The following is a 23,264-nucleotide window of genomic DNA, read 5'->3' as shown; positions in this document are numbered from 1 at the left end:
TATCGATTTGATGAATAATTTAGGGAAGCTTTTTGGTGAAGCAAAGGCCAATTTACCTGTCAATAACTCATTAGATGAGAAACTGCCAAGTCTAATGTTGTTTGGTATTGGCCTTGGTTATCACTTACCTGAACTCATTGAAAAACGTGAAATTAGTTTTATAAATATCATTGAGCCTAACGAAGATTACTTCTTTGCAAGTTTATTTGTAGCTGAATGGAAGAGTATCTTAGAAAGTATTGATAAAAATGGTAGCTTTCTTTACCTAGGTATTGGTAAATCTGAAGACGAAGTATTCAAAAATATCTATGACAGAAGCCGTAATGTAGGTATCGCGTCTGTTAGCTATACTTGGTTCTATCAACATTACCCATCTCAAAAAATGAATAAATGGATTGATGAGTTTAAAACTAATTTTCATCAATTTTTTACCGGTTTTGGTTTTTTTGATGACGCTATGATGGGCATCGCACACACGCTTGGTAATTTAGAAAATGAATTTAATCTAATGAGCGTGCAAAAGCCAATGAACAAAGAGATGGCTGAATTTCCTGTAGTTATCATTGCGAATGGACCATCTCTCGACCAAGAAATAGAATTTCTACAAAAACTGCAAGACAAAGTCGTTATTCTATCTTGTAATTCAGCATCAACGGCTTTAGTCAAAAAGGGAATTATTCCTGACTTTCATGTTGCTTTAGAAAGAACAGAGATGACCCATGATTTCTTACGGGACTTTTTGCCTGAGTCTGCTCGTAAGAAAATGAATTTGCTTGTTACGAATGTGATGCACCCAACAGTTTCTAGTTTATTTCCTTGGACGGGGTTTGGTCTTAAAGGGAATGAATCTGCAACTCAGTTAGTACATTTAGCTCAATTTATTAATAGAAAACCAATCACTGAGGTGCTTTCTTACTGTAACCCATTGGTTGGTAACACTGCGTTGAGTTATGCATGTCATCTTGGTTTTAAGAATATTTACCTCTTTGGTGTAGATAACGGCTATGTTGATGAGGATTATCATCACTCTAAATCGAGCTTTTATTACAACAAAGAAGGTCAGGTAGAACATAAGCCTTTAAAGATAGGTAAACAAATCGCACTGCCAGGAAACTTTGTTCCTACTATACTCACTGATGAATTTATGAGTGTAGGCAACATTCAAATGGAAAAGTTAATAAATTCATTCCAAAATCAGGGGATTAACTTTTATAACTGCAGTAACGGTGCAAAAATTAAAGGTGCCACACCTCTGCATTCTGACTATATCTACTTAGAACCTACTTCATTAAGTAAATCAGCAGTCGTTGAGTATGTGAAGGAGCACCGTTTCTCTACGAGAGTCGATTTAGGTGAGGTTGAGCCTTTACTTCATTTCGAAGAGTTTACAGAATTCTGTAAAACAATGGCAGAAATGCTAAAAGAAGAAACGGCTATTCGCTCTGATGCACTCAACAACCTACTGAAAAGTGTTCGTTATTTATATTCTTTTAAAAATTCAGCGAAATATTTAAACGTATTTTTGCTGTTTGAAGGTGAAGTGCTTTATACCACGTCTTTATTAGTATCATTACTTTATAACTATGGTAATGAAACGGAAATTTTAGAGTACTACAACAAAGCACTTGACTGCTGGATTTCATTTATTGAAGGTGCTCCTGACTATTACAAAGAAAATGTACGACTATGTAAATAAAGATATTTTTAATAGAATTTATCTTTATATCTAATAGGTTCACGATAAAAATTTGGGCTTGATATATTCATCCAGTCAAATGTTTGAATATATCAAATGGATAATACACTCCCTTCAGTAGAAGAATTTAAGATTATGACCGCAAAAAAAACAACAAGCAGCATTGCTCTTCAAAAAAGGGCAAAAAGTATCATCCCAGGATTAACCCAATTGCTTTCTAAGCGACCAGATATGTTTAGTACCAATATTTGGCCTGGGTATTTTTCTAAATCAAAAGGATGCCAAGTGTGGGATCTTGATGGTAATGAGTACCTCGATATGTCTATTTCGGGTATCGGTGCAAATATTCTTGGTTATGCGGTAGATGAAGTTGATGATGCGGTTATTAACTCTATTCGCAATGGGGTTAGTTCTAGCTTAAATTGCCCTGAGGATGTTGAGCTTGCTGAGAAGTTATTAGAATTACACCCTTGGTCTGAAGAAGTTAGATATGCCCGTTGTGGCGGTGAAGCAATGACTGTCGCAGTGCGTATTGCACGAGCAGCAACAGGTAAAGATAAAATTGCTTTTAGTGGTTATCATGGGTGGCATGATTGGTACTTATCAGCCAATGTTACAAGTAATAGTAATCTTAACGACCATTTAATTCCTGGCCTTTCACCTAAAGGTGTTCCAAAGGCGCTAGCAGGAACAGCACTCCCTTTTCCTTTTAATGATATCGAAGCGCTAGAGCAGTTAGTTGCTGAAAATGGTGAAGAGCTTGCAGCTATCGTGATGGAGCCAATGAGAAATTTTGCCCCATCTGAAGAATACTGGCAGCAAGTTGAGGCCATTGCAGCACGATTAAATATCCCATTAATTATTGATGAAATATCTATGGGCTTTAGGATCAACTGTGGCGGATCGCATTTGAAGCTGGGTATTAATCCTGATATTGCAGTTTTTTCTAAGGCAATGGCTAATGGCTATGCTATGGCTGCCGTCATAGGCAAGTCTAAATGGATGGATGCAGCACAAACTAGTTTTATATCTAGCACTATGTGGACTGAACGAGTAGGGCCTACAGCTGCATTAGCAACGATCAACTATTACGAGCAACACCAAGTCCATGAGCATCTAGCCGTAATCGGTGCAAAAATTAAGGATGGCTGGCTAAGTTTAGCGCAAAAGCATGGCCTTGAAATTCATGTTTCTGGTATTGATGCCCTTTGCCACTTTAGTTTAAAGAATGAAAACTTTTTGACGCTTAAATCCTACTTTATTGAGAAAATGTTAGAGCAAGGTGTATTAGCAACTAATATGTTTTACTGCATGTATGCGCACAAAGAGCACCACGTTGAGACTTATTTAAAAGCGGTTGATAATGCGTTTTCGGCCATAGCCGATGCGATTGAAAACCCAGAGTTACTGGCACATGTTATTCCATCAACCTCGGGCTTTAAAAGGCTGAATTAAGATGAACTTACTGACTTCAGATAGGTTTAAACTAAGATACTTAGAAGCAGCGGATGCATCGGCTAAGTATTTAAACTGGTTGAATTCAGGTGTTAGCGAATTCATCCTAAATAAACCAGAGTCTAACAGTGGCCTTGTTGCATATATTGAAGAGCAGCTTGCAGATAAAGATGTGTATTTTTATGGCATTTTTACTCTTGATTGTGATGAGCATATTGGAAATATTAAGTTTATCATCAAAGGAAAAAGCCGCGATTGTGTTGAAATGGGTATTCTGATTGGTGAAAAAGCGTGGCATGGCAAAGGGGTTGCAAAGGAAGTAATTGAATGTTTTGCACGCCATGCAAAGCAGCAATTAGGTATTACTAAAATGCAGCTTGGTGTTGACTCAGCTAATACTGCTGCCGTTTCGGCTTATTATAAAATAGGTTTTAAAGTTGTAGATGATGGTCGAAATGATGGCGGTCTAACAATGTTATGGGAGTTTTAAGTTGTTGAATACTTTTACTGAACAGCTTGTTTCAAAGCTTCTGAACAACGATTTTTATATTGTAATTCAAGCTAGAATGACGTCATCTCGTTTACCTAAAAAGGTAATGCTGCCTCTTGGAACAAAGCCTGTATTAGAAGTGATGCTTGAAAGATTGGCTCCTTTTAAAGAGAAGATCATTATCGCGACAACAGATGATGGCACTCAACGACCGATCACTGAGTTGTGTGAACGACTGGGTGTGAAATACGTTGAAGGTGACACTAACAATGTATTAAGTCGCTATTACCTAGCTGCACAGTCTGTAAATGCAAACTCAGATACTGTGATTGTTCGTTGTACCAGTGATTGTCCTCTCATTGATTTAACTGAAACCGCACGTGTTATAGACCACTTCTATAGTGTGCGCAGTGAGTATGATTATATTTCGGCTGGCCCTCACTGTGGTTTTCCTAATGGTTTTGATACAGAAGTGTTTACTTTTGAGGCGCTTAAATCAGCCTTTGAATGTGCAACAGAAGATTTTGAAAAAGAACATATGACGCAATATATTTGCAGAAATATGAAAGTGGCTGACTATAAGAACGTTGATGATTTCAGTCATTGGCGTTTAACTTTAGATGAGCCAGCTGATTATGAGTTAATTAAAGCCATTTATAGCTTATTCGATTACCGTACTGATTTCACATTTGATGAATTAAAACAAATGCTAAGCTCTCATCCTGATATACTTAAGATCAATGAGCACGTAGAACAAGTTCAAGTTGGGTAATATGTTTAAGAAAGAATTTAAAATAGCTGATACATGGGTAGGGCACGATCACCCTTGTTATATCATCGCTGAAATGTCAGCTAACCATGGTCAATGTTTAAATAAAGCTAGAGAGTTAGTTCATGCCGCTCATGAAGCCGGTGCTGATGCGATTAAGCTACAAACTTACACCGCAGATACTTTAACCATGGATTGTAAACTTCCACACTTTGAAGCGACGGGTCCATGGCAAGGTCAATACTTACATGATTTATACAAGACAGCTTATATGCCTTGGGATTTTCATGCGGAACTGTTTGAACTATCAGCAAAACTTGGACTTACTTGTTTTTCATCACCATTCGATAAATCGGCAGTCGATTTATTAGCACAATTAGATGCTCCAGCCTATAAAATTGCTTCACCTGAATTAATTGACCACCAATTAATTCGTGATGTTGCCGCTACTGGTAAACCCGTAATTATGTCTACAGGTGGTGCGACGTTAGTTGAAATTGCTGAGGCGGTAAAAGTCGCAGAAGATGCGGGTGTTACTGAACTTGCATTGATGAAGTGTACAAGCACTTATCCTGCTCCTGCAGAGACTATTAATTTGCGAACTATCCCTCATATGCAACAGGCTTTTGAATGTCCGGTTGGTTTATCTGATCACACACTGGGAAATGATGTGCCTCTGGCTTCAGTTGCCGTCGGTGCATGCATGATAGAAAAGCACTTTGTATTAGACAAAACAGACAATACTGCAGATAGCTTTTTTTCAATGACGCCATCTGAGCTTCAGGCCCTTGTTCATGGTGTGAGACAAATTGAAAAAGCACTGGGCAAAGTTGATTACCCATCTGTTGCTTCAAAAGCACGTCGCTGTGTTTACATTATCAAAGATATTAAAGCTGGAGAGCAGCTGAGCCCTGAGCATTTAAGACAAATGCGTCCTGGGGGCGGCGAAATTATGCCAAAAGAGCTGCCAAGCCTTATTGGGCGAACAGTTAATAAAGAATTACGCTGTGGCACTCAATTGTCTTGGAGTGATCTAAAGTGAGCGATATGAAACAAGACTTAATCCATTCGGTTCAGCAATTTTTATTAGAACGCGGCGTATTTGTTGAAGATGCTGACATTGCTGAATATGACTTTGTAGCTGCAGGGGCGTTAGACTCATTTGAAATACTGAGCCTTATAATGAGCTTAGAAACCGAATATGGTATTGCTGTTCCTCCAGAGTTAATGGTCGACAGTGAAAATGCAAAAGTAGGAAATTTAGCGACTGCGTTAGTGAAGTTAAATGATAGCAATTAGAGTCGATACACTATGTGGCTTGGGTCACTTTATGCGTTGTAAATGGCTCGCGTTAGAGTTGCAATGTTTAGGTGAAGAAGTTGTTTTTTTAGTCGATACACAATTGTCGCATCATTTAACTAAAGAACTCGGGAATATACATTTATTACCCTATGCAAAAACACAGATAGAAGATGCGGCTAACTGTGTTCAGCTTTTCAACGAGCAACAGCTCATTATTGATACATTAATTATTGATAGCTATCGTTTTGATATTGAATGGGAATCAAAGATGGCTAAACATGTGCCATCGATTATTGCGGTTGATGATCTTGAAAGAGAGCATCTAGCAGAGCTGGTTATCGATAGTAAATGGAATGCTGAAAAGACTTCGTCACGTTATCAAAGTACTGCACTTGAATCACAACACTTTTTACTTGGTCCTGATTTTTCGATGCTGTCTAGGGCTTATCGAAACTGCGTGCAAACAGATCGCTCAAATAAAGAGCTTATGTTTTCTCTCGGCGGTGGTGGCGATTGGAAAGAGCTTACTGAAATCATACGATTAATTCTTGAAACAGCGCCAGAGTATAAAGTTAATCTAATTATAGGCCCTAATGCTACATCCGTTACTCAGCTACATGAGTTAGCTTTAGGTCACTCGCAATTAAATTTAATTGAAGCACCTAGTTGTTTAGCAAACTACTATAAAAGCTGCACCTTGTTTGTTGGCGCTTTAGGCACTTCCTTGTATGAGCTGGCTGCGACTAAAACCCCTGCGTTAACGTTCTCAATCGCAAAGAATCAAGAAAATCAACAAGCTGCATTAGATGATTTGGGGCATTATTTTCATATCGCAAACTTAATTGACTATCCGCCAGAACAGGTTTTAAAGTTAATTTTAGCAATGCTACAAAATATAGAACGTATCCACCTAATGCGTGAAAACGTTGCTGTAAAAATTGATGGCGAAGGTGCAAGTCGTGTTGCTAAGTTAATTACTTCAGAGCTTGCTTCTAGCCAGATTACTCAAGCCAATAGCAACTTCATTGAAAGCCAGTATCAGCATTTAACCGACACAATCACGTTAAGGCGAGTGGTTGATCAGGATATAAACCGCTATTTGGCAGCGAGAAACTTACCGAACAATGCTTGGCGAATGACGATCACAAAAGATATCGATCAACTTGATCATTATTGCTGGTGGTTTGCTAATCGACGCGATTCTTATGTTATGGAAGTTAAAGGTAAGCCGTTACTTTACGTTTGGCATCAATTGTATGAAATAGAACAGCAAAATTATTTAATTGGTGGCTGGTTTGCAGCAAGTGACGATGTTAATTTTGCCCATGCTCAACTAGTATTAGATTGGCAACTAAAAGAGACTGAGCAAACATACCCAGGTGCAATGTGGGTAGCCGTTATTAATAAAGAAAATAAGTTTGTAAATTTGCTTAATCAGCGAGCAGGATTTAAATCTATTGCAGGGGATGCGAAAAAAATGGCAGTGACCCAACATTTATTTCCAAATGCTTCGATTGATGATTTTAATTTTGTAGGAAAAGGGTGAGTAGGTGGATAAAGGTATTTATGAGTTATTTGCTACGAATGTCGCTAATACTCCCACTAAGGTAGCTGTTGTCTTTCAACAGCAAAGCGTAACGTATGATGAATTAAATCAGCAAGTTATTAAGCTTACTAGCCATTTTTTAAAACAAGGTGTTACGCAAGGCCAACGTGTCGCAATATTTGCACCTAACGGTATTGAATTTATTGTTTCGCTGCTGGCAATCGCTAAGTTAGGTTTAGCCGCAGTGCCGTTACCTGTTAGCTTAAAAGGGCTTGCTCTGACCGTTGCTCTTAAGAAGACCCCTGTTGCTAAGGTGATTGCTTGGCCGACCATTAGCAAATCACTTCTTGCAGATAATCTTATTGAAGCTGAAAACTTAATAACATTAGGCCAAAGTGTTGCTAATGAAACAAATTGGCTTTGTGTTCAACAAGCTCAAGCAGAATGCTTTTTTACCGATGCGATTGATACGCAAGCACCTTACATCTTAACCATGACTTCTGGTTCTACCGGTCAACCTAAGCCAATAGTGTTGAGCCAAGCATGTAAAGTAAATAGAGCATTTGATGCGACCATAAACTACTACGGATTAACGCCCGATGACGTTATTCTCGTAGCGACTCCTATGTACCACTCGCTAGCTCAGCGTGGTGTGCTAATGCCTTTGATGCTTGGTGCAACAACGGTTGTATTACCAAAGTTTAATTTGAAGCTATGGCTACAAGCAATTGAACAGCACCAAGTGAGTTTTCTATTTGCCGTTTCGTCTCAATTAGTAAGCTTAATTCAAAACGGTGTTGAAGGGCATGATTTGAGCTCTTTACGCTGCCTCGTATCCTCTTCGGCGGTATTAGATAAAGAGAGTAAACAAAGCTTACTTTCTTTGCTTAGTTGCCGTTTACACGAGTGTTACGGAGCTTCAGAGGTTGGTGTTGTGACTGATTTCGCGGTATCAGAACACCCTGAATTGAGCGGCAGTGTAGGCAATGCTTTACCATTTGTGACTGTGAAAATTACCGATGAGCATGGCCAAGAATTAGCTGCAACAGAAGTTGGAGAAATTTGTTGTAAAACAACAACCGGGTTTAGTGGGTATCATAAATTACCGGAAAAAACGCGAGAAGCTTATTATCTTGGTGATTTTTTCAAAACCGGAGATTTAGGTTACCTCGATGAGCAAGGCTATTTATATTATGTCGGCCGTAAAAAAGAGTTGATCTCAAGTGGGGGGATCAATGTATACCCTCAAGATATTGAAGCCGTGATAAAAATGCATCCAGACATTGAAGATTGCGTGGCTTTTTCAATTCCAGACTCTCAGTTTGGTGAGGTAATAAAAGTTGTTTATACGACGCTTTCGGCGTCAGTAAATGAAACAGAATTAAAGAAACTGTGTTTACAGCAATTAACCGATTATCAACAGCCTAGAGTGTTAGAGCAAATTGATAGTTTTGAAAGAAGTAGTTTAGGCAAAATTCTTCGTCAGTTGGTCAAAGAAAAGTATTCGCAATAGCCATAAGTTGGCAAAGCAGCCTATGAAGGCTGCTTTATAAAGTTTTTTATTTTGGAATTGCGTACAGTATTATCTCTAGACCGAAATCGCCATGACAATGAAGTTTGTACTCATAATTAGGGTTATAGCTTTCAATTTGCTGAGCTATTTGCCAAAGATGAGCAGGCTCATGATAGACGGAAATAGCGAGTAGCGGGGATTGGTGCGTTATAATTTCTTTTGCGCCCTTCAATGCATGTGGCTCTGCGCCCTCGATATCCATTTTAATGAAATTAACCGCAGAGGCTATGCTGGTATCATCTAACGCTATAACAGGCAGAAGTAAATTGTTGTCTGTGATTTGCTGTGAGTCAGCAAACTTGCCTTGTGAAAGGTCTGCACTGAAGCTCAATATTGTATTTTCTTCCCATACACCACATGGAAATAAATAAGTCTTAATACCTTGAGAGACTAATTCTTTCGCTGTTTTGTTTAATAAGTGGAAGTTCTTTGGATCAGGTTCAAAACACTGCATTGTGTTTAACTGTATATCTGCTTCTTTTAATACTTGTGCTGCACTTGCAAGTGTATCGCCGATATATGAACCGCAATCAATAAAGTTAATCCCTTTTTTCCAAAGAGGAAGTTTCAGTAACCAAGGTGGAAAGTATTGGGTTTGCCAGTCGTTTTCAACATAGCTTTCACTAGAGGGTGAGCTACGAAATGCGATGATATCATCAAGACACTTTTTGCTCTCATCATCGCTTAGTCTTTCTTTAAGCCAAGTTAACTGTTCTTTGTCGTTCTGTGTGCTAGAGATTAGTTTTGCTCGGTAATCCTTTGAAATAAAACGTTCTAAAACATATGGGTAGCTATTAATGATTTCATTCATGTTTAGGCATTCTTGAACACCCATTCCAATTAGATCCTGCTTAATAGCTTCACTTGTACAAGATACCGATACAAGCATGGTTACATTTTTATTGGCAATATTGTCAGGTTTGTAAATTGGACAGCCTTGGTACTCAGTTTCTTGCGTGTATAAATCGACAAAAAATTCTATTTTAATTCCATGTTCTGAAAGTGCATGATAGATTTTTTGCCCATTACCACCGGCGCCATAGATTGCTATAGGAAGGTTATTCATCATAATTTAATTACCTCTTTTAAGCTTTATCCACTGCGCTGACTCGACTGATTCTTGCGCTGCTTTAAATAAGTTCAAGCCGTCTTTTGCTTGCTCTAAGCCAAATACATAGTCATTTTTTTTGTCTGTACCAGCTAAGTAACAGCAAAGTTCTTCGTAAATATCTGTATATAAATTAGAAAAGGCTTCAACAAATCCTGTTGGGTGACCTGGCTTCATTCGGTTATATCTAAATTGGTTAGCATACTCACACTGTCCGGCTCTATCTAAGATTTCTCTGCGACCGTCATTGTAGTTTAACTCTAATTCATCAGGGTTTAGTTGGAACCAACGCGCGCTTCCTTTATCACCGTATATTCTGATTTGAAGTCCATTGCGGTGGCCAATAGCCGTTTTTGACATCCACATACTACCCTTGATGTTATTTGGGTAGTTCAGCAACATATTTACATCATCAATTAAATTTGGGTATTGAGAATGGTTAGTAAACTGTGCGATTGTTTCCGTTGGCTCCATTTCAAGTAAGTATGTTGATAAGTGGTGTAAATGCACCCCTAAATCCAAGCAAATGGTTGGCACTTCAAAATCTTTTAATCGCCACGCTTGTGGCATCGATGGTTTACCTGCAATATCTGGCGGCCTTCTGAATCCCTCTTGTGGCATTTCAAGGTGAATTTTTTGGATAGTGCCAAGTGCACCTTGCTTTACTAGGTGTTTCAACTCTCTGACCATCGCATAGCCACTGTAGTTGTATGTAACAGCTAGAAAGTGTTTATTTTTATCGTAGCAGGCTTCAATTTCAGCGACTTCAGCAGGGCCGGTAACAAGTGCTTTTTCGCAAATAATCGGTAAATTCGCCTTTAGAAGCGTGGTTATTACCTCAATATGATGGGGTGTTGGTGTCAGTATAACAAATGCATCAACATGGTTTTTCTCTTGCTCTATAAGCTCTTGCCAATCGTTGTATAAATGCTTTTCTGAAACTCCCCATCTCTGCGCTGTTGCACTATTTTCATCGGGGTTTCTTGAAAAGGCACCTGCAACTACTGCAAACTTGTTATCGAGTTGACTTGCGGCGAAGTGAACATAGCCTACAGCTGAGTTATTGCCACCGCCAATAAAGGCAAGTTTTAATTGTTTATTATTGTCATTCATATATATCTGCCTTTTTTGATCATAGCCATTTATCGGCAATCAATCATTTTTCTAAACTATTTATAGTTGCCAATTTGCTGGATTGGTGAGTCTTGGATCATTAACCGTCATTTCTTTGAGCACGTCGTGAGAGATTTTGATGCTGCTTTGATAGGCCTCTAAAATTTGCTCTAACTCGGACTCTGAGTTCACACCGACAACTATTTTATCTATTTCATCTTCTTTTAAAGCATATGCAAGGCTGAGTGTTAGTGCCGATACACCAAGATGCAGCGCTAACTGATGAAATGATTCTAAATTTTGCTTCCAAGGTTTAAAGTAACTAGCTAACTCATTGATGGGCATTAATAACAAGCCTTGTAAAAAACAAGATCTAGCGTGCACTTGAGTGTTGTTTTTACTTAGTAATGAAAGAGCGCCAGTGTCTTTAAAGTAGGTATCAAATGCATTGTAAGGTATTTGCACAAGGTTAATTTCGCTCAACTGTGTGAAGCTATCCACCTCTGCACCTGAATACAAAGAAACCCCTTTACTCGCTAATTGATTTTCTAATTGTCGTTGTTTTAAACACGCTAAAACGGGCGCTACACCTTGTTTCTCAATGTCGCTTGCTTGGTGAAATAGGATTGCATTTAGTTTTTGAGTTTTAAAATCTGAAAAACATTGCTCAATTAATGCAATGTAATTATCTGCATCCTGATTAGAAAATTGCTCTTTTTGTAGAGGAGGTAACTTAGTAACTATGTTAAAGCGGTCATTAATCGAAGGATAGGATGCCAACACTTGGTGACTCTCGCCGTAACCAAGTGCGGTATCTAATGTTGTAATGCCTGCGTCTTTTGCAATATCTAAAATGGCATGAGCCTTGGCAATGCTTGGTTGACCAAGCTTATTACTGACACCGTAATTCAAGCCAAATTGCACTGTACCTAGAGCAAGCTTCATACTAAACCAATCAATGTATCGATAACGAATTGCTGCTCATCTGCTGTCATAGTTGGGTGCAGAGGAATAGTAACAGCCTGTTTATAGTAGCTTTCTGCATTAGGGAAATCACCGTCCGAAAAGCCTAAAGCTTGATAATAAGGCTGTAAATGGATCGGTATATAATGCAAGTGAGCAATAATTCCTTGCTCGCGCATGCCTGTGATGACCGACTTATGTTTTTCTACATCACACTGTGTTAAACGAACAATATATAAATGGTAGCTAGAGTAACAATCATCCGATTGTGTCAAATGAGCTACCGTTGAATTTGCAAACGCATGGTTATATGTTGTTGCAATGTCGTTTCGCACTGATACAAAGTTGTCTAGCTGCTTTAATTGACTCAGTCCTAAAGCGGCTTGCATATCCGTCATTCTATAATTAAAACCAAGCGCTAGCTGTTGATAATACCAAGGGCCGTGACTTGGCTCGGTCATTTCTTCAGAAATATTAGTAATACCATGGCTTCGCAAGCGGCTCATTTTTTTGTTGAGCTCAGCGCAGTTGGTAACTGCCATACCCCCTTCAGCAGATGTGATTATCTTGACTGGATGAAAGCTAAACACAGTAATATCTGAATAAACACAGCTGCCAACTGGCTTGTCTTTATACTTTGCGCCAATAGCATGCGAGGCATCTTCAATAACCTTAAAACCATACTCTTTGGCAAGTGCATTGATTGCAGCCATATTGCATGACTGACCAGCTAAATGAACAGGGATCACGACTTTAGGGAGTCGCTGGTTTTGTTTGGCTAATGTTAGTTTTTCTTTAAGTGCTGCAACAGACATGTTGCCTGTTTCAAGGTCGATATCAACAAAGTCGACCTCTGCGCCACAATACAGCGCACAGTTACTCGATGCGACAAAGGAGATTGGCGACGTCCATACAATGTCACCTTTACCTACGCCTAAAGCAAGGCAAGCAATATGTAACGCTGAAGTCGCACTGTTAGTGGCACAGGCATAGTGGGCACCACAATATTCTGCAATGGCACTTTCAAATGCAGGAACCGCAGGTCCCTGCGTTAGCCAGTCAGACTTTAATACATCAATTACGGCATTGATGTCATCCTGTGAAATACTTTGTTTGCCGTAAGGAATTACCTTATTCGTCATAATGAAGTATTACAGTAACGCTTGGACGTTGAAGTTTTTAATTTCTTCAATGCTCATATAATCTGGGTTATCGAGAGAGTTATACTCGAAACCTTGAGCAACTTGCTCGCCTTTTTCACCCAGTGCATTCACCGTAAAATCATTGCTACGACTACTGAATTTTATGCCCGGAGCGATTACAAAATGATCGCTATATTCGTACGTTTCAAAGCATAAGTCGGCAGGACACATCACTTCGTGTAACTTTTCACCTGGGCGAATACCAATTATTTTAATTGGTAAGTCAGGTGCCATGGCTTTGGCAAGATCAGTAATGCGAATTGAAGGGATCTTCGGTACGAAAATCTCACCACCTAACATACGCTCAAAGTTAGTTAGAACAAAATCAACACCTTGTTGCAGGCTAATCCAGAAGCGAGTCATTTCTTCATGAGTAATTGGTATATGGTCGCGGCCTTGGTCGATAAACTTTTGGAAAATAGGCACAACAGAGCCACGCGAACACACTACGTTACCGTATCTTACGACAGCAAAGGTTGTTTTATGACCGCCAGCAATATTATTAGCAGCAACAAATAACTTGTCTGATGCAAGTTTAGTCGCACCATATAAATTGATTGGGTTCGCGGCTTTATCAGTTGACAGTGCAATGACTTTTTCTACGTTATTATCAAGGGCAGCATCAATGACGTTTTCAGCACCATTAATATTGGTTTTGATACATTCCATTGGGTTGTATTCAGCGGCAGGTACTTGTTTTAATGCTGCTGCGTGAATCACATAGTTTACGCCACGCATAGCTCGACGAAGTCTTTCTTTATCACGAACATCGCCAATGAAGTATCGCATACACGGTTGGTCAAACTCTTGCTGCATTTCAAACTGTTTTAGTTCGTCCCGTGAGAAGATAATAATCTTCTTAGGTTTATAACGTTCTAGTAGCGTTTTGACGTATTTTTTACCGAATGAACCGGTACCACCGGTAATTAAAATTGTTTTATTGTCGAACATAGCGTTACCCGAGTTATTTTTCATTGGCGTTTGATACGCAAAGTGAGAATTTTGACACAATTCTCAGTAATTTAACTATTAACTAATACACTAGCAAGTCAGATGCCAAGTTAATTTATCTAAACCATGGTACAAAGTACAAAATTTGGCAAATTAAGCTATAATTTAAGCAATCGGTTTGTCGGAGGCCGCCATGAAAATTCAATCACCCAATACTGGGTTTTTAAACCAAACTCAGCAAACGAGTAATAAGCTTGCTGAGCAACTAGCGTCAGGTAAAAAAGTAAACTCAGCGGCAGATGATGCCGCTGCATTGCAAATTATTGATAGATTAACGTCACAACAAGATGGCTACAGCCAAGCAATTAATAATGCGTACGATGGCATTTCTTACTCGCAAGTAACAGAGTCAAATCTATCTGGTGTGAATGATGCCGTTTCTCGCATACGAGAGCTGTCTATTCAAGCGGGTAATGGTGCGCTCACAGACAGTGATAGGGCAGCACTTCAAGAAGAAGTGTCGCAATTACAAACGCAAATTTCAGAAACGTTTGAAAATGCGACATTCGGTGGTAAACCTTTATTTGATGGTGAGCAAGTGTCGTTTCAAGTTGGTCCTGATGCCAACACCACACAATCAGTGACGCCATCTGATGGTAGTATTGCTTCAGTTATTGCGGGAATCGATATTTCAACCCAAGCAGGTGCTCAAGCTGCCATTGATATTAGCGACCAAGCAGCAGAGGAAATTAACACCCAAAGAGCTGAGCTAGGCGCTTTTCAAAACACCTTGACGAGTACGATAAAAGGTTTAGGTAACCAGCGAGAGAACATTGCTGCGAGCCAAAGCCGAATAGAAGATACTGACTATGCAAAAGCCGTGTCTGATCAAGTAGCTAATGATATTTTATCGCAAGCATCGGTTGCCTTACGTGGTCAGGCTAATCGTTCAGCCGAGTCTATATTAGGTTTACTTTAATTCTTTAGTATTAAATTTTAGTGCTAAGTGACTATTTTTTGGCGTTGATGTCAATAAATTGCCGCTTAGCGCTTGCATCCCTCCTAAACTCGCTTACAATTTAGAAATTAACTAACCTCGTGGTAACTGTGGTTCGCCAATAATGATCTTAATTTTAGACAATAATAATAATCGTGCGATAGGTTTACATGCAGCACTTACCTTCATTGGTGAAACTGCACAATTAGTTGATGAGACTTCATTACAGTCTTTTTGTGAAAAACATCAACAGCAAGAATGCATGGTCATTCTTGGTGCTTTACAGCAGCTAAACCACGAGGCTGTGATCAAACAGTTTCCTGCCATTCCGTTTTTATTAATTGGTGAAACACTCAAACCGCTGCTAAGCATTGCTAATGTAGTTGGTTTAATTTGTGAACCGTTTAACCATGATGTAACTACTCAGCTATTGCATGATTGTCAGCAATATCAACGCATGCTACCGGGTGACCATAAACAAGCGAAATCTAACAAATCATTTGATGGTTTAGTCGGTGAAACCGAAGCTGTAAAAGATGTGCGCTTTTTAATTGAGCAAGTAGCAAAAACCGATGCCAATGTGCTGATCTTAGGTGAGTCAGGCACAGGTAAAGAAGTTGTTGCACGTAACGTTCATTTACTCTCTAAACGCAATACAGGGCCATTTGTGCCGGTAAACTGTGGTGCTATTCCTGGTGAACTACTTGAAAGTGAGCTGTTCGGCCATGAAAAGGGGGCTTTTACGGGCGCTATTTCTGCACGCAAAGGGCGCTTTGAATTAGCGCAAGGCGGCACGCTGTTTCTAGATGAAATAGGTGATATGCCTTTACAAATGCAGGTTAAACTACTACGTGTGTTGCAAGAGCGTAGCTATGAGCGAGTAGGGGGTACTAAGCCTATTCAAGCTGATGTACGCATTATTGCTGCAACTCACCGCAACCTTGAAGAGATGATTGAAAAGGGCGACTTCCGTGAAGACCTTTTTTATCGCTTAAACGTGTTTCCAATTGAAAACCCTTCGCTAAGTGAGCGTGCTGACGACATTCCTCTGCTTTTAAAAGAGTTAATGCGTCGTGTGAACGAGCAAAGTGGCACAACGGCCAAATTTACTGAGCGTGCGATTCAAAGCTTAAAAGAGCATGCGTGGCCGGGGAATATTCGTGAGCTTGCTAACTTAGTTGAGCGCATGGTGATCATGTTCCCTGATAAAGTAGTTGATGTGCCAGATTTACCAGCTAAATATCGTTATATCGAAGTTGAGGCTTATGAGCCTGAGTACCCTGAAGAGTTGATGGAGCGAGATGCTTTCAACGATATTTTCAGTACCGGCTTTAGTGATTACGATGAGGAAGAGCTTGATACCCCAGCTACAACGGTAGACTCGGGTTTATTACCTGATGAAGGGATTGAGCTGAAAGAGTATCTTGCTGAGCTTGAAATCAGCTTAATCAGCCAAGCATTAGAGCGCTACGATTATGTTGTTGCACGTGCTGCAGAAATTTTAGGTGTAAGACGCACCACACTGGTCGAAAAAATGAAGAAATACAACCTAACGCGCGACTAAGCCGCGTTAGGTGTCTTGCTCGGTTTTATCTATTCGTATTCACTGATTATCTCAGCTTTTCTAAAGCAATCATTGCTATGGTCATTGACCATACCGCAGGCTTGCATATGCGCATACACAGTCGTTGGGCCTAAAAATTTAAAGCCACGCTTTTTTAAATCTTTGGCAAATGCTGTTGAGGCTTCAGTAATAGCCGGATAGTCTGCTAATTTATCGAGGTCGTTTACCAGTGGCTTGCCACCCACAAACTGCCATTGGTAGTTTGAGAAACTGCCAAACTCCTTTTGAATTTCAATAAAACGCTGCGCGTTATTGATAGTGGCAGCGATTTTAGCGCGATTACGAATAATGCCTTCAAACTGCATTAACCGTTCGACGTCGTCTTCGGTCATTTTGGCAACTTCTTCAACAACAAAGTTTTTGAAGGCACTTCGATAGCCATCACGCTTTTTAAGTATGGTATACCAACTCAGTCCCGCTTGTGCTGACTCTAAGGTTATAAACTCAAATAAGCGGTGATCATCATATAATGGCACCCCCCATTCTTGGTCATGATAGGCCACATAATCTTCTTTGCTGGTATCGAGCCATGGGCAACGACAATGGTGTTCTTTTTGCATTATTCCCTCGCGATTGTCATTTTTTTGTCAGTGTTGTTTTTGTCTTTAATCTATTGAAATAAAACAAAAATAAATTTGGTACGGATTGTGCATTTGACTAGGTAGACACGATTTTTTGAGTATCGATTATGGCCTTAGCAAATGTCCTAAAACCACAATTTATCACAGCCAAACAATATAACCCATGCTTACAGCAAGAAGAGTATGTGGGTGAATTGAGTGAGCTGCGCCAACAAGCCAGTTGGTTAGGCCACTTGGTTGATACCATGCCTGCGGGTGTGGTGGTTTTAGATGGCCGAGGCATGATCGCAAAAGCCAATCAAATTGCCATTGATATGCTAGGTGAGCCGCTTGAAGGTGAAAAGTGGTTTAGCGTTATTCAACGTTCATTTCGACCAAAGCAAGACGATGGACATGAAGTATCACTTAAAGATGGTCGATTAATTAAGCTTGATATTACTGCGCTTGCTCCAGAGCCTGGGCAGTTAATTCTAATGACAGATTTAACTGAAACCAGACGCTTACAAAAGCGAGTTGCACATATGCAGCGCTTAAGTGCGCTTGGCAAAATGGTTGCTTCGCTTGCTCATCAGGTCAGAACACCGTTATCAGCTGCCATGCTTTATGCCGCAAATTTAGGCTCAAAGCGATTGCCAGAAAGCTCGCGTGGTAACTTTCATACAAAATTAATGTCGCGTTTAAAAGATTTAGAAACCCAAGTGAACGATATGCTGTTATTTGCCAAAAGTGGTGAGCAACAAGTAGTCGAAAGCGTTTCAATGCAACAGTTACTTAATGAAGTAAAAGCCGGTGCTGATGCGATGGTTGCGCAAAATAACAGTGAGCTAAGCGTGAACTTACCAGAGCCAGATATTGAAATTGTGGGTAATAAAACAGCTCTGGCGAGTGCTATTCAAAACCTGATCCACAACAGTATTCAAATTATTGGCTCTGAGGCTGTGGTAACCCTGAGTGCTGAACGTGACGAAACTAGCGAAAACTGTGTTCGCATTAGTGTCAGTGATAATGGCCCAGGTGTTGATTTACGCCATGCCAACAAATTATTCGAACCTTTTTATACTACCAAAAGCCAAGGCACGGGGCTTGGACTTGCTGTTGTAAGTTCAGTCGCCAATGCGCACCAAGGACGGGTTGAAGTAACTAATAATGCTCATGGGGGAGCATGTTTTAGTTTGATCTTGCCAATTAGTGCAGAACCAATGTCAGCGGAGGCAAAATGAATACTAACTCTATTTTAGTCGTTGAAGACGACGCAGGCTTACGAGAAGCACTGATCGATACCCTTGAAATGTCGGGTATTGATTGCGTTGCTGCAGATAGCGCTGAACAAGCGATGATCTTACTTAAGCAAAATAGCTATTCATTGGTTGTTAGCGACGTGCAAATGGGCGCAATGAGCGGCCTTGACCTGTTACGAAGCATTAAACTTAATTATCCTGAGCTGCCAGTATTAATGATGACAGCCTATGCCACCATTGATGATGCTGTAGAGGCAATGCGTTTAGGCGCGATTGATTACATGGCAAAACCGTTTGCCCCAGAAGTGCTTCTTAACATGGTGAGTCGTTATTTGCCTGAAAAGGAAAAAGAAACCGATGGCCCAATTGTTGCCGATCCATCGAGCATTAAGTTATTAGAACTTGCCAGTAAAGTAGCGCGCTCAGATGCCAGTGTTATGGTGCTTGGCCCAAGTGGGTCAGGTAAAGAAGTGTTGGCTCGTTTTATCCACGATAAATCAAACCGTAGCGATGCCCCCTTTGTGGCTATTAACTGTGCTGCTATTCCTGAAAATATGCTTGAAGCAACTTTATTCGGTTACGAAAAAGGGGCGTTTACTGGCGCTATTCAAGCCTGTCCTGGTAAATTTGAGCAAGCTCAAGGTGGTACCATCTTACTTGATGAAATTACGGAGATGGATTTAGGCTTACAAGCTAAATTACTGCGTGTACTGCAAGAGCGCGAAGTAGAACGTTTAGGTGGCCGTAAAACCATAGAGCTTGATGTACGCGTACTGGCTACAAGTAACCGCGACTTAAAAGAAGCGGTGAGCGAGAATCTGTTCAGAGAAGATTTATATTATCGCTTAAATGTGTTCCCGCTAATGTGGAAACCATTAGCAGAGCGTCCGGGTGATATTATTGTATTGGCCGAGCATTTAATTGAGCGCCATTGCCTGAAAAGTAAAGAGCCTATTGCGCTATTAACCGAAGGAGCTAAGCAAAAGCTGCTAGCGCATGCTTGGCCGGGTAATGTGCGCGAGCTTGATAATGTTATTCAACGTGCGTTGATATTATGTGATGGTAACAGTATTCATCAAGATGATGTCTTTATTGAAGAATTACTCACGGTGGATATAAAACCAGTCGCTACGCCACCACACAATGCACCGGCTTATCAAGAACAGCCTGTTGACGTTAATCTAGATACTGTGCCACAAATGAGTGAGCAGGGTAACTACAAAGACGAGCTTAAAGACAAAGAGCATCGTATTATTTTAGAAACCTTAGCGCGCTGTAATGGTAAGCGTAAAGAGGTTGCAGAAACCTTAGGTATTAGTCCGCGCACGTTACGTTATAAATTGGCGCAAATGCGTGACTTGGGTATTGCCTTACCTGCATAAACTCCCACCAAAAAGTTAGTTTAGCAAGCTCACATTTTTGTGAGCTTGTTTGCTGTCAAAACTCTGACAAACAAAATAAACACGTTAAATTATTGATATATATTGATTTATTTTGTGGCATGATTTGTGCTTTATCAGTGCATAAGTAAACTGCATTGTCAGAGAGTATTATGAAAGTTCAAAACAGCGCATTATTTCAAGAAATGCAATCTATGGCCTTAGAAGCAGGTCGTAGTAACTCAATTAATAATTTACCAACACAAACTCAGCCAACATCATCGGCACAGTTTGGTGATTTACTTACCAATGCACTTGATACAGTGAATGGCTTACAACAAGAAGCAAAACAAAAAGTAACGGCAATGGAAATGGGCGACCGCAGTGTTTCTCTTGCTGACGTTATGATTGCTTCGCAAAAGTCATCAGTCGCTTTTGAAGCAACGGTACAGGTTCGAAATAAGCTTGTTGAAGCTTATAAAGAAATCATGAACATGCCTGTTTAACTAGGTAGTGGAGAATTATTGTGGCGCAATCTAATCAATCAACTGATCTAGCCTTAGCCGGCGGTGGTATCGATTCAAACGATACCGATGATCATCAAGAGCAAAAGTCAGGCTACTTAAGTGCCTTAAACGGTGTAGACGTTTTACGCCAGGTTACTTTAGTGATTGCTTTGGCAATCTGTTTGGCTATCGCAATTTTTATTATTATTTGGGCTCGTCAGCCAGATATGCGTCCGCTTGGTAAAATGCCAACGGAAGAGCTTATTCAAACGCTGGACTTTTTAGACGCTCAAAAGATTGATTACGAACTTGATGGTAATGTCATCTCTGTTGAAGAAGGTGAATACCAAAACATTAAATTATTGATGGCTCGTGAAGGCCTTGAGCAAGCGCCAAGCTCAGGTACTGACATCATCATGCAAGATATGGGTTTTGGTGTAAGCCAACGCCTTGAACGTGAACGTTTAAAACATGGTCGTGAGCAACAGCTTGCGCGTACCATCGAAGAGCTAAAAAATGTTACTCGCGCCAAAGTACTTTTAGCTATTCCAAAAGAAAACGTCTTTGCTCGCCGTGAAAAGCAACCTTCAGCAACTGTTGTATTGACCTTAAAACGTGGTCGTACACTTGATGGTGAAGAAATTGACTCAGTGGTTGATATTGTTGCATCAGCGGTGCAAGGCCTATCGCCAGAGCGCGTTACTGTGACTGATCAAAATGGTCGCTTACTTAACTCAGGTTCACAAAATTCACTTGCTGCTCGCTCTCGCAAAGAATATGAAATTGAGCGTAAACGTGAAGAAGAATACTTAAATAAAATCGACAGCATCCTTATTCCTGTTGTGGGCTTAGGTAACTATACAGCGCAAGTTGATTTAAATATGGATTTTAGCGCCGTAGAAGAAACACAAAAACGTTATAACCCAGACCTACCTGCTGTGCGCAGTGAAACGACATTCGAAGAAAATAACATTGGTGGTCTTGCTGTGGGTATTCCAGGAGCACTCACAAATCAGCCGCCAGTAAATTCTAATATTCCTGAAATTGCAGGCCAAGGCAGTGCGGGTTCAGCAACAAATCCTAGTCGTTCGCATAAAGAAGCAACACGCAACTACGAGCTAGATACAACAATCTCACATAAACGTCAGCAAACAGGGGTTATTCGTCGCATCAGTGTGTCAGTTGCCGTTGATTATGTACCACAAGTAGGTGAAAACGGTGAAACGACCATGGTTCCTCGCTCTGTTGAAGCATTGTCAAATATCCGTCGTTTACTACAAGGTGGTGTAGGCTTTGACATGCAACGTGGTGATGCACTTGAAGTTGTCACAGTGCCATTTGTTCGCGAAGACACAGAAATGGCAGCCGAAGTGCCGCTTTGGGAACAAGATTGGTTCATGAAGATGCTACGCTTAGCATTAGGTGCACTGGTTATCATCGTACTGATTGTATTCGTAGTAAGACCAATGCTGAAACGTCTAATCTACCCAGACGATACACTTGAAGATTATGATGAAGATGCATTAAGTGCAGGTGTAGATATTGGTGATAGTACGCTAGATATGCTAAATAAAGAATTTGACTCTGCTGCTGTAGGATTCTCAAGTGATGGTACACTACAGCTGCCAGACTTACATGGCGATGAAGATTTACTCAAAGCAGTTCGAGCATTGGTTGCAAATGAACCAGAACTGTCTTCTCAAGTAGTGAAAGCGTGGTTAACAGAAGATGACTGATCAAGAACAAAAACAACTACCACCGGCGTTTGATGTTGATAAATTAGACGGTGTTGATAAGGCGGCAATCTTATTGCTGAGCTTATCAGAAGAAGATGCTGCGCAAATCCTTAAACACTTAGAGCCAAAGCAAGTGCAAAAAGTGGGTATGGCAATGGCTGCGCTAGATGATTTATCGCAAGCGAAAATTAGCGCAGTACATAATTTGTTTATTGAGCAAATTCAAAGCTTCAGTACCATTGGTTTCCAATCTGAAGACTTTATCAAAAAAGCGCTTACTGCAGCTCTTGGTGAAGATAAGGCTGCCAGCCTTATCGACCAAATTGTTATGGGTTCAGGAGCGAAAGGTCTTGATTCATTGAAGTGGATGGACTCAAAACAAGTAGCGAATATTATTCGTAATGAGCACCCGCAGATTCAAACCATTGTTTTATCCTATTTAGAACCTGAGCAATCAGCTGAAATCTTGTCGCAATTCCCAGAAAAAGTGCGCTTAGATTTAACCATGCGTATTGCTAACCTTGAAGAAGTTCAACCTGCAGCATTGCAAGAGCTGAACGAAATCATGGAGAAACAGTTCGCAGGCCAAGCAGGTGCGCAAGCTGCGAAAATGGGCGGCTTAAAAGCGGCTGCTGATATCATGAACTACCTAGATACCAATATCGAAGGTCAGTTAATGGATTCAATCCGTGAACACGATGAAGAAATGTCGCAGCAAATCCAAGACCTTATGTTTGTATTTGAGAACTTAATGGACGTTGAAGACCGTGGTATCCAAGCGATCCTGCGCGAAGTACAGCAAGATGTACTGATGAAAGCAATCAAAGGTACAGATGAAGCCCTGAAAGAGAAAATCTTGGGTAATATGTCGAAACGTGCCGCAGAGTTACTTGCTGATGATTTAGAGGCGATGGGCCCTGTTCGTATTAGTGAAGTAGAAGCAGCACAAAAAGAAATTCTTTCAACGGCACGTCGTTTAGCTGACTCAGGCGAAATTATGCTTGGTGGCGGTGGTGGTGAGGAGTTCCTGTAAAC

Annotated in this window: 21 protein-coding genes; 15 read left to right on the top strand and 6 right to left on the bottom strand. The window is 40.3% G+C overall.

Annotated features, from left to right (window positions below):
• Positions 1–10 precede the first annotated feature (10 nt).
• The 8 genes from C2M33_RS20110 to C2M33_RS20075 all read left to right on the top strand — a co-directional run bounded on the left by C2M33_RS20110 (position 11) and on the right by C2M33_RS20075 (position 8,771).
• The gene (locus C2M33_RS20110; RefSeq protein ID WP_105175245.1) at positions 11–1,696 is read left to right on the top strand and encodes a 6-hydroxymethylpterin diphosphokinase MptE-like protein; all 1,686 of its coding nucleotides are present in this window, start codon (positions 11–13) and stop codon (positions 1,694–1,696) included.
• A gap of 135 nt (positions 1,697–1,831) precedes the next feature.
• Positions 1,832–3,151: an aminotransferase class III-fold pyridoxal phosphate-dependent enzyme gene (locus tag C2M33_RS20105; protein WP_063706552.1), complete on the top strand. Its 1,320-nt coding sequence runs from the start codon at positions 1,832–1,834 to the stop codon at positions 3,149–3,151.
• 1 nt (position 3,152) lies between these two features.
• Positions 3,153–3,641 carry a GNAT family N-acetyltransferase gene (locus tag C2M33_RS20100; RefSeq protein WP_063706554.1) on the top strand — a complete coding sequence of 163 codons (489 nt, stop codon included), beginning with the start codon at positions 3,153–3,155 and terminating at the stop codon, positions 3,639–3,641.
• 1 nt (position 3,642) lies between these two features.
• Positions 3,643–4,413: a glycosyltransferase family protein gene (locus C2M33_RS20095; protein ID WP_325050864.1), complete on the top strand. Its 771-nt coding sequence runs from the start codon at positions 3,643–3,645 to the stop codon at positions 4,411–4,413.
• A gap of 1 nt (position 4,414) precedes the next feature.
• Positions 4,415–5,452 (top strand): pseudaminic acid synthase, encoded by a 1,038-nt coding sequence (gene pseI, locus C2M33_RS20090; protein ID WP_105175244.1) that lies wholly within the window; start codon positions 4,415–4,417, stop codon positions 5,450–5,452.
• A 5-nt stretch (positions 5,453–5,457) separates the two neighbouring features.
• Positions 5,458–5,709, top strand: a complete 252-nt coding sequence (locus C2M33_RS20085) for a phosphopantetheine-binding protein (RefSeq protein ID WP_229677543.1) — start codon at positions 5,458–5,460, stop codon at positions 5,707–5,709.
• Entirely contained in the window at positions 5,696–7,258 is a 1,563-nt protein-coding gene (gene pseG, locus C2M33_RS20080; RefSeq protein ID WP_105175243.1) for a UDP-2,4-diacetamido-2,4,6-trideoxy-beta-L-altropyranose hydrolase, read from the top strand. Before C2M33_RS20085 ends, pseG begins: the two co-directional genes overlap by 14 nt.
• Positions 7,259–7,262: 4 nt before the next feature.
• Positions 7,263–8,771, top strand: coding sequence for a class I adenylate-forming enzyme family protein (locus C2M33_RS20075; RefSeq protein WP_105175242.1), 1,509 nt, complete (start codon positions 7,263–7,265; stop codon positions 8,769–8,771).
• Positions 8,772–8,817: 46 nt separating this feature from the next.
• Here C2M33_RS20075 and C2M33_RS20070 read toward each other — a convergent pair whose 3' ends face one another.
• From C2M33_RS20070 to pseB, 5 genes are read right to left on the bottom strand one after another with little or no spacing between them, the layout of a single operon-like run.
• Positions 8,818–9,900 carry an FkbM family methyltransferase gene (locus tag C2M33_RS20070; RefSeq protein ID WP_063706563.1) on the bottom strand — a complete coding sequence of 361 codons (1,083 nt, stop codon included), beginning with the start codon at positions 9,898–9,900 and terminating at the stop codon, positions 8,818–8,820.
• 3 nt (positions 9,901–9,903) lie between these two features.
• A complete protein-coding gene (locus tag C2M33_RS20065; protein WP_063706565.1) occupies positions 9,904–11,052 on the bottom strand; it encodes a Gfo/Idh/MocA family protein in 1,149 nt (382 codons plus the stop codon).
• A gap of 60 nt (positions 11,053–11,112) precedes the next feature.
• Positions 11,113–11,997 (bottom strand): aldo/keto reductase, encoded by an 885-nt coding sequence (locus tag C2M33_RS20060; protein WP_063706567.1) that lies wholly within the window; start codon positions 11,995–11,997, stop codon positions 11,113–11,115.
• Positions 11,994–13,157, bottom strand: coding sequence for a UDP-4-amino-4,6-dideoxy-N-acetyl-beta-L-altrosamine transaminase (gene pseC / locus C2M33_RS20055; RefSeq protein ID WP_063706569.1), 1,164 nt, complete (start codon positions 13,155–13,157; stop codon positions 11,994–11,996). The genes C2M33_RS20060 and pseC overlap by 4 nt, the downstream gene beginning before the upstream one ends.
• Before the next feature lie 9 nt (positions 13,158–13,166).
• Positions 13,167–14,168 (bottom strand): UDP-N-acetylglucosamine 4,6-dehydratase (inverting), encoded by a 1,002-nt coding sequence (gene pseB / locus C2M33_RS20050; protein WP_063707199.1) that lies wholly within the window; start codon positions 14,166–14,168, stop codon positions 13,167–13,169.
• 193 nt (positions 14,169–14,361) lie between these two features.
• Here pseB and C2M33_RS20045 point away from each other — a divergent pair, with 193 nt between their 5' ends.
• Positions 14,362–15,147: a flagellin N-terminal helical domain-containing protein gene (locus C2M33_RS20045; protein ID WP_105175241.1), complete on the top strand. Its 786-nt coding sequence runs from the start codon at positions 14,362–14,364 to the stop codon at positions 15,145–15,147.
• A gap of 142 nt (positions 15,148–15,289) precedes the next feature.
• Positions 15,290–16,729 carry a sigma-54 dependent transcriptional regulator gene (locus tag C2M33_RS20040; RefSeq protein WP_063706573.1) on the top strand — a complete coding sequence of 480 codons (1,440 nt, stop codon included), beginning with the start codon at positions 15,290–15,292 and terminating at the stop codon, positions 16,727–16,729.
• Between the two features lie 29 nt (positions 16,730–16,758).
• Here the strand turns inward: C2M33_RS20040 and C2M33_RS20035 are convergent, their stop codons facing one another.
• Positions 16,759–17,349, bottom strand: a complete 591-nt coding sequence (locus C2M33_RS20035) for a DNA-3-methyladenine glycosylase I (RefSeq protein ID WP_063706575.1) — start codon at positions 17,347–17,349, stop codon at positions 16,759–16,761.
• A 128-nt stretch (positions 17,350–17,477) separates the two neighbouring features.
• Between C2M33_RS20035 and C2M33_RS20030 the strand changes: the two genes are divergently transcribed.
• From C2M33_RS20030 to fliG, 5 genes are all read left to right on the top strand, one after another.
• Positions 17,478–18,590 (top strand): sensor histidine kinase, encoded by a 1,113-nt coding sequence (locus C2M33_RS20030; RefSeq protein WP_105175240.1) that lies wholly within the window; start codon positions 17,478–17,480, stop codon positions 18,588–18,590.
• Positions 18,587–19,990, top strand: a complete 1,404-nt coding sequence (locus C2M33_RS20025; RefSeq protein WP_063706579.1) for a sigma-54-dependent transcriptional regulator — start codon at positions 18,587–18,589, stop codon at positions 19,988–19,990. Before C2M33_RS20030 ends, C2M33_RS20025 begins: the two co-directional genes overlap by 4 nt.
• Positions 19,991–20,160: 170 nt before the next feature.
• Positions 20,161–20,493, top strand: a complete 333-nt coding sequence (gene fliE / locus C2M33_RS20020) for a flagellar hook-basal body complex protein FliE (RefSeq protein WP_063706581.1) — start codon at positions 20,161–20,163, stop codon at positions 20,491–20,493.
• Positions 20,494–20,513: 20 nt separating this feature from the next.
• Positions 20,514–22,229, top strand: a complete 1,716-nt coding sequence (gene fliF / locus C2M33_RS20015) for a flagellar basal-body MS-ring/collar protein FliF (RefSeq protein WP_063706583.1) — start codon at positions 20,514–20,516, stop codon at positions 22,227–22,229.
• Complete coding sequence (gene fliG / locus C2M33_RS20010; protein ID WP_063706585.1) at positions 22,222–23,262, top strand: flagellar motor switch protein FliG; 1,041 nt, start codon at positions 22,222–22,224, stop codon at positions 23,260–23,262. The genes fliF and fliG overlap by 8 nt, the downstream gene beginning before the upstream one ends.
• Positions 23,263–23,264 lie beyond the last annotated feature (2 nt).

The organism is Pseudoalteromonas sp. T1lg122 (assembly GCF_002964825.1).
Taxonomy (GTDB): Bacteria; Pseudomonadota; Gammaproteobacteria; order Enterobacterales; family Alteromonadaceae; genus Pseudoalteromonas; species Pseudoalteromonas gelatinilytica.
The sequence above is the reverse complement of the archived record's forward strand: the minus strand, read 5'-3'. Positions and strand labels throughout refer to the sequence as shown.

Excerpts from the sequence above, each read along its gene's own strand:
- C2M33_RS20110 (WP_105175245.1), top strand. The coding sequence starts at position 11 with ATGAATAATTTAGGGAAGCTTTTTGGTGAAGCAAAGGCCAATTTACCT.
- C2M33_RS20105 (WP_063706552.1), top strand. The coding sequence starts at position 1,832 with ATGACCGCAAAAAAAACAACAAGCAGCATTGCTCTTCAAAAAAGGGCA.
- C2M33_RS20100 (WP_063706554.1), top strand. The coding sequence starts at position 3,153 with ATGAACTTACTGACTTCAGATAGGTTTAAACTAAGATACTTAGAAGCA.
- pseI (WP_105175244.1), top strand. The coding sequence starts at position 4,415 with ATGTTTAAGAAAGAATTTAAAATAGCTGATACATGGGTAGGGCACGAT.
- C2M33_RS20085 (WP_229677543.1), top strand. The coding sequence starts at position 5,458 with ATGAAACAAGACTTAATCCATTCGGTTCAGCAATTTTTATTAGAACGC.
- pseG (WP_105175243.1), top strand. The coding sequence starts at position 5,696 with ATGATAGCAATTAGAGTCGATACACTATGTGGCTTGGGTCACTTTATG.
- C2M33_RS20070 (WP_063706563.1), bottom strand. The coding sequence starts at position 9,900 with ATGATGAATAACCTTCCTATAGCAATCTATGGCGCCGGTGGTAATGGG.
- C2M33_RS20065 (WP_063706565.1), bottom strand. The coding sequence starts at position 11,052 with ATGAATGACAATAATAAACAATTAAAACTTGCCTTTATTGGCGGTGGC.
- C2M33_RS20060 (WP_063706567.1), bottom strand. The coding sequence starts at position 11,997 with ATGAAGCTTGCTCTAGGTACAGTGCAATTTGGCTTGAATTACGGTGTC.
- pseC (WP_063706569.1), bottom strand. The coding sequence starts at position 13,157 with ATGACGAATAAGGTAATTCCTTACGGCAAACAAAGTATTTCACAGGAT.
- pseB (WP_063707199.1), bottom strand. The coding sequence starts at position 14,168 with ATGTTCGACAATAAAACAATTTTAATTACCGGTGGTACCGGTTCATTC.
- C2M33_RS20045 (WP_105175241.1), top strand. The coding sequence starts at position 14,362 with ATGAAAATTCAATCACCCAATACTGGGTTTTTAAACCAAACTCAGCAA.
- C2M33_RS20040 (WP_063706573.1), top strand. The coding sequence starts at position 15,290 with ATGATCTTAATTTTAGACAATAATAATAATCGTGCGATAGGTTTACAT.
- C2M33_RS20035 (WP_063706575.1), bottom strand. The coding sequence starts at position 17,349 with ATGCAAAAAGAACACCATTGTCGTTGCCCATGGCTCGATACCAGCAAA.
- C2M33_RS20030 (WP_105175240.1), top strand. The coding sequence starts at position 17,478 with ATGGCCTTAGCAAATGTCCTAAAACCACAATTTATCACAGCCAAACAA.
- C2M33_RS20025 (WP_063706579.1), top strand. The coding sequence starts at position 18,587 with ATGAATACTAACTCTATTTTAGTCGTTGAAGACGACGCAGGCTTACGA.
- fliE (WP_063706581.1), top strand. The coding sequence starts at position 20,161 with ATGAAAGTTCAAAACAGCGCATTATTTCAAGAAATGCAATCTATGGCC.
- fliG (WP_063706585.1), top strand. The coding sequence starts at position 22,222 with ATGACTGATCAAGAACAAAAACAACTACCACCGGCGTTTGATGTTGAT.